The 12,778-nt window shown below is 41.9% G+C and carries 14 protein-coding genes; 8 read left to right on the plus strand and 6 right to left on the minus strand.

The genetic code is table 11. From position 1 onward, the window contains the following. Positions 1–21 precede the first annotated feature (21 nt). Together ccoS and HUW48_RS00770 are read left to right on the plus strand one after the other, a co-directional pair. Complete coding sequence (gene ccoS / locus HUW48_RS00765) at positions 22–180, plus strand: cbb3-type cytochrome oxidase assembly protein CcoS (RefSeq protein WP_182413853.1); 159 nt, start codon at positions 22–24, stop codon at positions 178–180. A gap of 130 nt (positions 181–310) precedes the next feature. Continuing rightward, on the plus strand, positions 311–775 hold the full coding sequence (locus HUW48_RS00770) for a pyridoxamine 5'-phosphate oxidase family protein (RefSeq protein WP_182413854.1): 465 nt from the start codon (positions 311–313) through the stop codon (positions 773–775). A gap of 49 nt (positions 776–824) precedes the next feature. Here HUW48_RS00770 and HUW48_RS00775 read toward each other — a convergent pair whose 3' ends face one another. From HUW48_RS00775 to HUW48_RS00790, 5 genes are all read right to left on the minus strand, one after another. Then, on the minus strand, positions 825–1,394 hold the full coding sequence (locus tag HUW48_RS00775; RefSeq protein WP_182413855.1) for a pentapeptide repeat-containing protein: 570 nt from the start codon (positions 1,392–1,394) through the stop codon (positions 825–827). Between the two features lie 221 nt (positions 1,395–1,615). Further along, on the minus strand, positions 1,616–2,167 hold the full coding sequence (locus HUW48_RS00780) for an REP-associated tyrosine transposase (RefSeq protein WP_182413856.1): 552 nt from the start codon (positions 2,165–2,167) through the stop codon (positions 1,616–1,618). A 181-nt stretch (positions 2,168–2,348) separates the two neighbouring features. Then, entirely contained in the window at positions 2,349–2,480 is a 132-nt protein-coding gene (locus HUW48_RS27145; protein ID WP_262891479.1) for a hypothetical protein, read from the minus strand. Positions 2,481–2,556: 76 nt separating this feature from the next. Next, positions 2,557–3,480: a hypothetical protein gene (locus HUW48_RS00785; protein WP_182413857.1), complete on the minus strand. Its 924-nt coding sequence runs from the start codon at positions 3,478–3,480 to the stop codon at positions 2,557–2,559. A 4-nt stretch (positions 3,481–3,484) separates the two neighbouring features. Next, entirely contained in the window at positions 3,485–4,558 is a 1,074-nt protein-coding gene (locus HUW48_RS00790) for a DUF262 domain-containing protein (RefSeq protein WP_182413858.1), read from the minus strand. Between the two features lie 243 nt (positions 4,559–4,801). Between HUW48_RS00790 and ccoN the strand changes: the two genes are divergently transcribed. The 4 genes from ccoN (at position 4,802) to ccoG (ending at position 11,143) form a co-directional block, all read left to right on the plus strand. Next, positions 4,802–6,979 carry a cytochrome-c oxidase, cbb3-type subunit I gene (gene ccoN, locus HUW48_RS00795; protein ID WP_182413859.1) on the plus strand — a complete coding sequence of 726 codons (2,178 nt, stop codon included), beginning with the start codon at positions 4,802–4,804 and terminating at the stop codon, positions 6,977–6,979. A 480-nt stretch (positions 6,980–7,459) separates the two neighbouring features. Beyond that, positions 7,460–7,657, plus strand: coding sequence for a hypothetical protein (locus HUW48_RS00800; protein WP_182413860.1), 198 nt, complete (start codon positions 7,460–7,462; stop codon positions 7,655–7,657). Beyond that, a complete protein-coding gene (locus HUW48_RS00805; protein WP_182413861.1) occupies positions 7,654–8,520 on the plus strand; it encodes a cbb3-type cytochrome c oxidase N-terminal domain-containing protein in 867 nt (288 codons plus the stop codon). The genes HUW48_RS00800 and HUW48_RS00805 overlap by 4 nt, the downstream gene beginning before the upstream one ends. Positions 8,521–9,742: 1,222 nt before the next feature. Beyond that, positions 9,743–11,143 carry a cytochrome c oxidase accessory protein CcoG gene (gene ccoG / locus HUW48_RS00810; RefSeq protein WP_182413862.1) on the plus strand — a complete coding sequence of 467 codons (1,401 nt, stop codon included), beginning with the start codon at positions 9,743–9,745 and terminating at the stop codon, positions 11,141–11,143. Between the two features lie 153 nt (positions 11,144–11,296). Here ccoG and HUW48_RS00815 read toward each other — a convergent pair whose 3' ends face one another. Next, positions 11,297–11,497 (minus strand): hypothetical protein, encoded by a 201-nt coding sequence (locus HUW48_RS00815; RefSeq protein WP_182413863.1) that lies wholly within the window; start codon positions 11,495–11,497, stop codon positions 11,297–11,299. Positions 11,498–11,526: 29 nt separating this feature from the next. Here HUW48_RS00815 and HUW48_RS00820 point away from each other — a divergent pair, with 29 nt between their 5' ends. Beyond that, positions 11,527–12,003 (plus strand): FixH family protein, encoded by a 477-nt coding sequence (locus tag HUW48_RS00820; protein WP_182413864.1) that lies wholly within the window; start codon positions 11,527–11,529, stop codon positions 12,001–12,003. A 1-nt stretch (position 12,004) separates the two neighbouring features. After that, positions 12,005–12,736 (plus strand): sulfite exporter TauE/SafE family protein, encoded by a 732-nt coding sequence (locus tag HUW48_RS00825; protein ID WP_182413865.1) that lies wholly within the window; start codon positions 12,005–12,007, stop codon positions 12,734–12,736. The last annotated feature ends 42 nt before the right edge of the window (positions 12,737–12,778 follow it).

Genomic DNA, 12,778 nt, shown 5'->3' on the forward strand with positions numbered 1-12,778 from the left:
AACGTAATTACACTTAAAATCATGACTATAATATTTTTATTAATTGGTATTAGCTTAACCGTAGCCTTGCTGTTTCTGGGTTCTTTTATCTGGGCGGTACGCTCGGGGCAGTACGAAGACGATTATACCCCGGCGGTGCGGATGTTATTTGAAGAAGAAACCCCGAAAGACAACCCGTAGGTACGGTAACAATCATTTACAGCCGGTTGCAATAGACCGCCATCCACCGGAAATCTATGCACAATTAAACCTGTATCGGGTGGTTTATGCGACGAATAAACCTTTTAAATAACTATTAAAAAATAAAAATATGCTTAGGGAATTGAAGGAAGAGGAAAGTATCCATTTTTTAAAAAGTAATTCCATTGGCCGGATTGGCTGTACCGATGGCGAGAATGTGTATGTAGTACCCACTAATTACCGGTTCGAGGGAAATTCGATTATCTGTTACTCGCTGGAAGGACTGAAAATAGATATTATGCGCCACCACGCTACGGTATGTTTTGAAGTAGATGAAATTGTGGATTCCAACAATTGGAAGTGTGTAATTGTAAATGGCGTTTTTGAAGAAATAACGGATAAAGCAGAATTAAATGAATTGAGGCCTCGCTATACCGAATACTTTCTCCGGAAAAGAACCACTCTTGCATTTCCTACGTCTGCAACTCAGGCGGAGAAAGAAATAGAGGAAGTAAAAGCGATTATTTCCAACCAGGTTTTTTACCGCATTCAATTTAGTAAAATTTCGGGCCGTACGTATAATGGCTTAGAGTAACAGCGAAAGGTACAGCCAGAAAACCGCGCTCATTTATTAAAACAATTCTTTATTCAATTACCAAATCGTATTTGGCCAGTAAGCCGCTTAAGCCTGCCGACGAGAATTTAGCTTTTTTGGCCGGATTTTGTTCTAAATCAATAGCGTAATTATAAGCCGTCCGGAAATCGGTTTTGGTTAGATTGGTGCGGTTAAACAAGGTTTGGTATAAGTCGCAATTCAAAAAAGCCGCTTCGCTCAGGTCGCATTCGGCAAAGTTGGCTTCTTTAATGCTGCACGTATCGAAGGTAGTTTTCTTCAGTTTTTTGCCCACGTAACTGCTAAAATCCAGGTTGCAGTGGTAAAAAGAAATGGCAAACAAAAAGTTATCGCAACGGCTAAAGTTTAAACCCAGCAGCTTGGAGTTCCGGAAAGCCACGGTTTGCAGTTTGGCCTGGTCCAGATTCGCCAAACCCAGGTTACAGGTCTCGAAAGTACAATCAATAAACAAAGCCCCGGCAAAAGAGCTTTCGGCAAAATTACAGTTTTTAAACGTACAGGCATTAAACTCAATACCCGCCAGCTTCTTCCCCGAAAAATCAATTTTATCAAATAGTTCTTCTTCGTGCAATAATTCCATAAGTGCGTTTTAAGTACGCAAACTTAGGAGTTTTAATTTTGGGAGTAGCTTTTAAGATGAGGAAATTTAGGGGAGTGTGGCTATTTGGAGAAGAAAGCAAATTGAAGTAAAACTCAGCGCTAGTGCGAGCTTGCAGCTCGTAATTCCTTAATTATTTGAGAAATTTAAATACAACTATGGCGCGGAAGTTACTTCCGTGCCTTCCCCTACGATTAGCGAGATTACTCCATAAACTTTATTGGTAGTAGACCTTTACCGCCAGCATAATCCAGAGCACTGCTGTATACATAATGTTCAGCTTCGGCTACCATTCCAGCTTTCACGGGATTTTGATGAATATAATCCAGACAGCGTTGCTGTTTATCATTATCCAAAAGTTCAACCGGGTGGTATTGATTTTGCCAGAACTGGTATTTCTGGTGTTTGCGGCTACTTTCCGCGGCTTTTTGAAAAATAGCCAGCATCCAATCTTTCCGACTTTCTTGCTCGTTCGCCTGAATGGCCCGAATGATGGCAACAGAAGTATATTTTTTAAAATCCCGGATGATATTGGTAAGCGGCTCTTGCCCGCTTGTTCCTAAAGCCAAATGCAAATGGTTCGACATGATAACCCAGGCATAAACTTCCAGTCCTTTCTTTTGCTGGCAATATTTAAAACTTTCTACTAGTAAGTCATTGTATTCGCGACGGGTAAATACATCTACCCAATGCACCACGGCAAAAGTGATAAAGTAGATTTTATCGGCATCCCGTATTTTGTACTTTTCGCTCATGCTTGCCAGACAAAGCCCGTTTGGGTCTTAGTTCCCGGTGATTCAGAAGATACGTTTAAGAAGGTACTTCCGTGGCTCCAACTATGGCAACCATGGCGCGGAAGTTACTTCCGTGACTAACTATAAAATAATAGGATAGAAAGCACTAATAATAACGGTGAACAGTAGTTAAGCTAAGTTTCTAAGAACAGGAAAAGGCAAGTAGGAAAAAGAATAAGTAGGGGCTTAGTTCCCGCTGATCGAGCAGGCTCGTTTCGGAAGGCACGGAAGTAACTTCCGCGCCATAGAGGGTTTCTTCGTGTAATAATTCCATAATTGGTTGTCGAAAGGTAACCTGATTGTTAAATAGTAATTATATTTATTAAAGTATTTATAAACAATCAAGGTATTTATAAATACCAATCAACTACATTATTATCTTTATCATATAAAACTAGGCACTCACCACTTCTTGATGCTAGTGAAATAACTTCTGATTTTAATATATTTAAATCTATATTCGTTCTTGTAGCCCTAGATTGATTTTCTTTCTTATACTTCCATTTATTAGAATCAAAATTAATAAAACCTAATTTAATATGAGAATCATTTATTGAAAACGAGTTGTTTAAATATGATACATTATGATTCCTGATTTCTAAAAGGCATTTTGAAATGAGGCAGTCAAAACTTATAACTATACCAAATGCTTCTTTTACATATTGTTTTAAATCGTTAATGGGAATAGAACTGCTTCCTAAATGTGCAGCTTGATGTCTTCTTAAGGCTGCATTTTTGAAAGAGTTATCAAGTGGTAACGAAGTTAAACCTAAACGACTTGAAACTATAGTCATTTTTCTCCAAGGATCTTTAATTAAAAAAGAGCTAAGTATTTCCTTAATTTCGTCGGCACTTATATTTGAGTTTTTATAACCAAATGCATATTGTGTTAACTCAAATGTTGGGTTCACTGTAGACGCAATTTTCCTTGCTTCATTTTGTATTAATTGTATTCTATCATTGATTGAAGTTTCTAATTTAGATACTCTATTTAATGAATTTAAAGTTTCTAATGTAGTTGATAATCTAATTTTTTCAGGTAAGCTGTTGAATGGAACTGTAGTTAATCCAATTTCCGATAATATTTCTCCTGTTCTAGATTTTATAAAGTCTTCTAGAGCAACAAAACCTACTACAGCAATTCCGTTCCTTAATATTTTTGCAATATTATTATGTTCAATGTGATTTGATGTTCTATCATTTAATGTATCAATTTCTAATGATTTTCTTATATGGATAATTCTATCTAAAAAATTCTGTTTTGCAGATGGCATAAAATTATATTAAACCATTTAATAAATCATAAATTTTATTAATCCGAATAGAAATATTGGCAGGGTTATTTGTCGCTTGACTAATGGATTTTACAAAATCAAAGTCGTTTTCAAAAAGTTGCTTTGTTCCTTCTAGGATCTCTTCGCTTTTCGTCTTAATTGTGCTAATATTGCCGTCAATTATTATCCTTGAAGTGGCTACCATTTGGGCGTCATATAATGGAGAAATCATTTGTTCCCGCCATGAATTTCCTGTGTATTTATGAAAAGATTTGTTATTCCAAATCAGCTTACATGATTCTATAGTTTCATTAAATATAAATCTTAAATCGCTAACTTTTCTATCATCAGGATTTCTATTTTCAGCCATATATTTATCCATTTCAATTGATAATACATTCCCAATGTTTTGCCATTTTTCATTAAGCGTAAAAAAACGTAAGACATGTTCAAGGTCATCCATGTTTCTAAAAGCATTACTGTTTTCATTATTGATCTTCAATCTGTCTTTTAGAAATTCGTTTTCAGATAATTCAAACAATAAATCATTAAATCTTCCAGAATAAGCAACATTTCTTATCTCTTGTGCCTTTAATTTTTCTCCTCCAGTATTTAATCGTAAGAAAACTTCGTATTTTAAATCTGGATCTGATTGCTTTAATAATGTTACTACCCTTAAGTAAGGCCTTACACTTAAGGCGTTTTTTATATTAGGAGGCAATTCAGAAAAAGTTAAACCATTTAATTCGGGAAACTTCTTTAAATCTTTTAAAGGAAATTGGTCTTTTATAAAACTTCTAATTGAAGTAATTCTTTGTTTACCGTCAATAACGCTATAAATTCCATAATCATCCTCTGACAAATAAACGGGAGGAACGGGAACATTAAGGATAAAGGATTCAATAAGACTTGATTGTTTATTTAAATCCCATCTTTCTCTTCTTTGATAGTGTGGGGCAATATCAACAGCGCCATTTTCAACCATTTCAGAAATAATTTTTAATGAAAAATCAGATTGTTGCACAACTAAGGATTCCTGTGCCAAGGTAAATTTTTTCAATACATTTAAATTTTCCATTTAGGATAAGTAAAAAGTGGTTTTAATTAGTTATGGGGCTCTACAATGGTCTGAATGGATAATATTAATGGATTAGTTTTAAATATAATTATTGTTTAATCAAAGTTTAGAATTTAATTTTTAAGATTTACACTTTCAATTCTAATCCTCCCCCTGACAACAATCACCCCCAAAACTGACGGCCGTCATCTTTTCCCCTAAGCCTCTTCCGGATATTTGTGGTGTTCTAAAACTAACACGCACATGTTAACGCAAACAATTACTCTTCCCAATCAGCCGCTTTACGCCGAGCAGGACAGTTTGCTGGATAAATTCTTTTACGATAATAAGATTGTCCGCGACTTTGGTTATGCTACCCTTTTCTGGGGGGTGGCCGGTATGCTCATCGGGGTTATTATTGCCTTTCAGCTGGCCCGCCCCGAAATGAATATGGGTACCCAGTATACCACGTTTGGTCGGGTACGGCCCCTGCATACCAACGCGGTGATTTTCGCCTTTGTGGGCAATGGTATTTTTATGGGGGTGTATTACTCCCTGCAACGCCTTTGTAAAACCCGGATGTACTCCGATAAGCTGAGTAAAATTCACTTCTGGGCCTGGCAGCTCATTATTGTGTCGGCGGTAATTACCTTGCCGCTGGGCTACACTTCTTCTAAAGAATACGCCGAGTTGGAATGGCCCATTGATATTGCCATTACTTTGGTTTGGGTGGTATTCGGCTGGAATATGTTTGGTACTATTCTGCAACGCCGCGAGCGCCACTTATATGTGGGTATCTGGTTTTACATTGCTACTTTTTTAACTGTAGCGGTGCTGCACATTGTAAACTCTTTTGCTATTCCGGTTACTTTCTTAAAAAGCTATTCAGCTTATGCCGGGGTGCAGGATGCGTTGGTGCAGTGGTGGTACGGCCATAACGCGGTGGCATTTTTCTTAACCACGCCTTACCTGGGCATGATGTATTACTTCTTACCCAAAGCCGCTAACCGCCCGGTATATTCCTATCGCTTATCCATTATTCACTTCTGGTCTTTGATTTTTATTTACATCTGGGCTGGTCCGCACCATTTGTTATATACCTCTTTGCCCGATTGGGCGCAAAGTTTAGGGGTAGTTTTCTCGGTAATGTTGCTGGCACCAAGCTGGGGCGGGATGATTAACGGCCTCTTAACCCTGCGCGGCGCCTGGGATAAAGTACGCGAAGAGCCGGTACTTAAATTCATGGTAGTAGCAATTACCGCTTACGGCATGGCTACTTTCGAAGGTCCGATGCTTTCTTTGAAAAACGTAAATGCCATTGCCCACTTCACCGACTGGATTGTAGCCCACGTACATGTTGGCGCCCTAGGTTGGAACGGTTTCTTGACTTTCGGTATCCTGTATTGGTTGTTGCCCCGCATTTTCCAGACCAAATTATACTCTAAAAAATTAGCTAACACCCACTTCTGGTTAGGCACGCTGGGTATTTTGTTCTACGCCATCCCGATGTACTGGGCTGGGTTTACCCAAGGTTTAATGTGGAAACAGTTTACCAAAGAAGGTTTGCTGCAATATCCTAACTTCCTCGAAACCGTGCTGCAATTAGTACCCATGTATTATATGCGCGGTATAGGCGGGGTGTTGTACCTGAGCGGTGTGTTCGTGATGATTTACAACGTGGTAAAAACCGTAAAACAAGGTACTTTATTAGCGAACGAAGAAGCGCATGCCGCCCCGTTAATGCCAGCCGTAAAAGGTCCGCACCACGATGGTCACTGGCACCGCTGGATTGAGCGCCGCCCCATACAATTAGCCGTTTGGGCAACCGTTGCCATCCTGATTGGGGGAGCCGTGGAAATGATTCCGACATTCCTGATTGACTCGAACGTACCCACTATTGCCGCCGTGAAGCCTTATACTTCTCTGGAATTACAAGGTCGCGACGTGTATATCCGGGAAGGCTGCGTGAACTGCCACACCCAAATGGTACGGCCGTTCCGCTCCGAAACCGAGCGCTACGGCGAGTATTCCAAAGCCGGCGAATTCGTGTACGACCGTCCGTTCTTGTGGGGCTCTAAACGTACCGGGCCGGATTTGCACCGGGTAGGAGGGAAGTACCCGCACAGCTGGCACTACCACCACATGCTAGACCCTACCAGCATGTCGCCGGGTTCTATTATGCCGCCTTACCCTTGGTTGTTTGATCAAACCCTGGATATCTCGACTACCGAAGCTAAAATCAACGCCTTACGCAAATTAGGCACTCCTTATCCGGAAGGCTACGAAAAACAGGCCAACGACGACCTGAAAAAGCAGGCCGAAAAAATAGCCGCAGAACTAGCCCTGGAAAAAATCGAAGTAAAACCGGATAAAGAAATCGTCGCCCTGATTGCCTACCTGCAACGCCTGGGTACCGACATTAAAGTGAAAGAAGCAAAATAGTCCATAGTCTACGGTCAATAGTCCATAGAATAAAAATTTTAGATTAACCAACCACTCCCAACCCCTCCTTATCCAAGGAGGGGAGCTTGAGAAAGGTGGAAATTTAAGAAAGCGTCAAGCGACCTGAGGCTGGACGATTGTTAGACACGAGCGAGGACGCTCGCGCCATTGTAGATTAAAAAACAAATACCTAAGTAATATTAAAGAACAGCTATTCCAGTTTGGGCTGTGAGGAATTGCTAAGGTTTCGGTGCCGAGGCACGAGGCATTCCGCAGCGGAGCGAGGAAAGATTCCTTAGCCCGTCCGAACAGTCCAAACGCGGCCCGTTGGCCGGGAAGACCGGAAAGTAATTAAAGGGGGAGAATTTTCAAGTCAGGAACAAACTTTAGTAGAAAGTAACTGCCAAAATCCTCCCCCTAATCCCCTCCAAAGGGGGACATAAAAAAACTTACAACATATAACCTGCAACCTAAAAAGTCATGTATAAAAACGTATTACAATCCATTGCCGGCATCGAAATTTATCCCATCATTTCCTTCCTTATTTTCTTTGCCTTCTTTCTTGGCTTAACGCTTTACGTCATCTTCGTGGATAAAAAACACGTGGCCGCCATGAGCGAAATGCCTTTACAAACCGAAAACCAACCGCAGAACAAAATAGGACAATTACTGTCATGAAAAGATTTTTATTCTCCCTTAACCGTAGATCGGCAATACTGGCTTTAGGTGGTTTTGTTTTTCTAACAACTCCCGCCTGGGCACAAGAGGCCACTAAAGCAGCAGCAAAAGAAGCTCCTTTAACGGCCAGTGTAGTACTGCCCCTTATCCTCGCTGGGTTTCTGTTTTTAATAGTAGCAGGTTTTTTGGTAGCAGTGTTTATTCAAGCGCTGCCGCTTCTGTTTCATTTTTACGATAACCCGGTGCGGCAACATTCAGCGATGGCCCGGTTTATTAACCTTTTCCGGGGCGACACGACTACCTTTACCGGCAAAGCCAATGATATTCTTATGGAAGACCATTCCTACGATGGTATTCATGAATTTGATAATGACCTGCCGCCTTGGTGGAAATTTATGTTCTATGCTACCGCCGTATTTGCCGTAGTCTATCTGCTCAATTTTCACGTGTTTCACAACGGTGCCTTACAAACCCAGGAGTATGAAACCGAAATGCAGCAAGCCGCTTTGTTTCATCCCTCCGGCGGAGCAGGCAATGCGAACGAAAAAACCGATTATAAGGTGTTAACCGATGCTGCCAGAATAGACGCCGGTCACGCCGCTTTTACCCAGAACTGCGCCGCTTGTCACGGGCAAAAAGGTGAAGGTGTGGTTGGCCCCAACCTGACAGACGAGTACTGGTTGCACGGTGGTGAAGTAAATGAGGTGTTTAAAACCATTAAGTTCGGGGTAACCAGCAAAGGCATGGTGGCATGGCAAGGAAAACTCTCTGACGACCAAATTCTGGAGGTTTCAAGTTATATCCTGAGCATACAGGGTACGAACCCGCCTAACGCCAAAGCGCCGCAAGGAGAAAAAAAGTAGTTTAATTATTTCATAATGGAAAGAGGTGAGGGTTTCTCTCACCTTTTTGTATTTAAAAATTTTACAGGTGCTACTTGGATGGGAGAATTACTAAAATAGCGGTTTGTCTTTGAAGACTTTTCAAGTCTCCAAGTGGTGGTGCTGATGCGGTTCAACGGCCTAAGTTTGCCTCATGGCCGGCGGGCCTCGTTTGCCTCTTTCGGGCTTGTCTAAGCTTCCTTTCCTCCTTACGTCGGAATTCTGCTGCGCAGAACCAGAACCTTAGAAGGCCCTCACTAGCTAAACTGGTGTTAGTTGCTCTTAGCTACTGCTGTTCTTTTTGGCATACATTGCCACTTCCTTTACTTTCAATTTATTAGCACTCATTATGGCTCATTATGGCGCGGATTTACTTCCGTGACTTTCTCCTGCTAGCTACTTTCTGGTATCCTTTTCTAGTACATTTTTCTGGTGTAAGTCTTATCAGAGCGAGACTTGCGACTTACCGACAAATGTCAGTCTCCCGACTGGCGAATACCTTAATACACGTCAGTCGAGAGACTGACTCTTGTTCTTACGCCCAAGTGACGCTTCGCTTAATACTTGCGCGAGGAGGCGTATTTACTAAATCCTTTATCCCTACTACCTAGAGGAGTCAGGTAACTACTGGCAACTGATACCAGTTTAGTTATGGAGGGCCTTTTAGCGTTCCGGTGCCGACGCAGGAGGCATGGCGCAGTGCAACGAGCCAAGGTTCGCTAAACTGCCCGAGAGAGCCAAACGAGGCTCGCCGGCCACGAGGCAAAACTTGAAGCTCCCAAGTTAGATAGCACCTTTGCATGGAAAGATGAAATATTTCTAAAAGCAAGCAGTAGAAAACTCTTATTCTTAGATCTTTTTAATGGATGAGACCATAAGATTAGGCTTTTAGCAACTGGCGAAAGCAGATGCGGGTTCCGGCTTTTGGCCGGAGTAAAGTCACAGACTTTACCTCATAGGTAGATACAAGTTTAAAAACTTGCACCAGGGATAGGAGAACTTTTAAAGCTTGACTTCCACCATCAAAACTACTTACAAAAGCACTTCTGTAGAGCGGGCAACTATCTGCTCTACTCTGAGAACAATCACTAAACAACATGACCGCCGTCATCTTTATCCGGAAGCAAAAACCAGAATTTTGTAGAGAAGCCAAGTGATAAAAATGGCTGAAAAATTTTAAACCGCACATTTAAAATTTACTAAAATGAGTCAGACAGTAGTGGATAAAGATGCCTTCCGGGATTCGATTGCCACCGTAGATAAAGAAGGAAAAAGAATTTGGGTTTACCCGAAAAAGCCCGTAGGGAAATTATACGAGTACCGCAAATTAGTAAGCTATGGGTTTCTGGCGTTATTATTCAGCGGGCCTTTTCTAAAAATAAATGGGCTGCCGGTATTACTATTGAATTTCCCGGAACGTAAGTTTATCATTTTTGGGATGATTTTCTGGCCCCAGGATTTCTTTATTCTGTTGCTGGGCTTTCTGGCGTTTGTGGTCTTTATTATCTTGTTCACCATTGTGTACGGCCGTTTATTCTGCGGTTGGGTTTGTCCGCAAACTATTTTTCTTGAAATGGTTTTTCGCCGGATAGAATACTGGATTGAAGGCGACCACACGAAACAAAAAGCCTTGGACAAAGCTGATTGGAACAGTGAAAAAATTCTGAAAAAAGGCGCTAAGCACAGTATCTTTCTACTTATTTCCTTTGTAATAGCCAACACTTTTCTGGCGTATATTATTGGCGTAGAAGCTTTAAAAGCTATAGTAACCGATTCGCCGAGCAATCATATTGGTGGCTTAAGTTCTCTGCTAATTTTTACCGGAATTTTTTATTGGGTATTTGCGCGTTTCCGGGAGCAGGTATGTACCATTGTGTGCCCTTACGGCCGGTTGCAAGGTGTGATGATGGATAAGAAAACTACCGTAATTGCCTACGATTACGTGCGCGGCGAACCTCGCGAAAAGCTGCGCAAAAATCAGGAACGTACCGCTGGCGATTGTATTGATTGCCATCAATGTGTGCAGGTTTGCCCCACCGGTATTGATATCCGGAATGGAGCCCAGCAAATGGAATGCATTAACTGCACCGCCTGTATCGATGCCTGCAACAACATCATGGAAATGATCGGCAAGCCGAAGGATTTGATTAAATACGCTTCCGAAGAAAACATTGCGGAAAATAAACCTTTCCGGATTACGGGCCGCATGAAAAGTATTAGTGCTGTGCTGGTGTTGTTACTGGCGGGTTTTGTAACCCTACTGGCAACCCGCAGCAACGTAGATGCCACCATTTTGCGTACGCCGGGCATGTTGTATCAGAAAACAGCGCAACACCGCATCAGCAACCTGTATAATATTTCCATTATCAACAAAACTACCACTTCTCTACCTATTACGCTTCGGTTACTGGAACCCCAAGGTACAATTAAGTTAGTACGAGATAACCTGGTTTTACCAGAGCAAGGTTTGGCTGAAGGGGTGTTTTTCGCGGAAATTCCACAAAGCGCTTTACAGGGTACCAGCACCGAAATTAAGATAGGCGTGTACAGCGGCGATAAACTAATCACCACCGAAAAAACCAAGTTCCTGGGGCCAGGGCAATAAGTCAGCTATAAAAGAACAACCACCCCAATCCTTCCTTAGCCAAGACGGGGAGTTTGGGAAATAGAAAAATTTAAAACGATTAGCGGCCAGAGGCCGGACAATATTCAGACCCGAGCGAAGACGCTCGCGCTAGGGTAAAGGAACCCTGAAATTTTAAAATTTAAAAATATTAGTAAAACTTTTCCAGTTTGGGTTGAGAGGACCTGCTAAGGATTTGGTGCTGCGAAGCAGCATTCCGCAGCGGAGCGAGGAAAGATTCCTTCGCCCGTCCGAACAGCCCAAACGCGCCCGTCGGCCGGGGAGACCAGAAAGGTTCATAGGGTCTTGCAAGCTCCAGTTAGGAAAAGCTTTCATAGAAATAAAACTACTTTAAGAAATTAAAAATGAACGCAGCAATAATAAATAAAACCAATACCAGCTGGTGGCCTAAATTCATCATCGCGGCATTTATCCTATTTGCATTTTTCATTGGCTATATGGTACGTCTGGCTATGCAAACCGATGTAGACCTGGTCAGCAAAGATTACTACAAAAAAGAAATTGCTTACCAGCAGCACCTGAACCAGGTGAAAGAAACCAATAATTTATCTGGCGAAGTTACCATTGTACAAGCTGCGGCAGCGGAGCAACTAAGCTTGGTTTTCCCGGAAGTATTTACTCCTCAGAAAATTACCGGAAGCATCCATTTTTTTCGCCCCTCAGATGCTAAACTCGACTTTGAAGTGCCGGTGCAATTAAACAACGACCGCCAGCAGCATATTTCTACCGAACGGTTAACCAAAGGTTTGTGGCGGGTGCAGATTAACTGGCAGGCAGCAAATAAAAATTATTACATACAAAAAGAAATAACCATAGAATAACATGATTTGGGCAGGATTTCTTTTCGGGATATTAGGCAGTTTCCATTGCGTTGGGATGTGCGGCCCAATTGCTCTGGCGTTGCCGGTTGGACGGGGTGCTGGTTTGTCGTTTGTGACAGGCCGGCTCCTGTACAATCTAGGTCGTATTGTAACCTATACTGCTTTAGGTGCTTTAGCGGGGGCAGTGGGCAAAAGTTTACAAATTGCCCTTTTTCAGCAAACCTTATCTATTGTTTCGGGGGTGCTGATCTTATTGGTGCTGGTTATTCCGGTAGCTTTGATCGGTAAATTCCGGAGCTTTACCGGTTTCGGTAAGTTGTTGACTTTATTAAAGAAAACTATTGCGCGGTATTTTGGGAAAAATTCTACCTGGGCCTTAGGCGTGGTAGGATTACTAAATGGTTTGCTCCCTTGCGGATTCGTGTATTTTGCCCTGGCGGGTGCTATGAGCATGTCTTCTATCCCTGCCGCGATGCTCTACATGTTTTTATTCGGATTGGGCACTTTCCCCTTAATGTTTATTCTTTCTTTATCCGGAAAATTAATTCAACCCCGGATTCGCCATTTCTTTAATCGTTCGGTTCCGTACGTAGCGGGTGTTCTGGCGCTGCTTTTTATCCTGCGCGGTTTAAACCTGGGCATTCCATATGTAAGCCCGGTTATGGCTCAGTCTAAAACCGGCGGAACGCAAATACACGCTTGTGGCCACCCTAAAATAGCCAATGCTGAATAAGGCATTAAAGTATACCCCTCTACTTACTAGGTATAATTCTTC

This window comes from Adhaeribacter radiodurans (genome assembly GCF_014075995.1).
Classification (GTDB): Bacteria; Bacteroidota; Bacteroidia; order Cytophagales; family Hymenobacteraceae; genus Adhaeribacter; species Adhaeribacter radiodurans.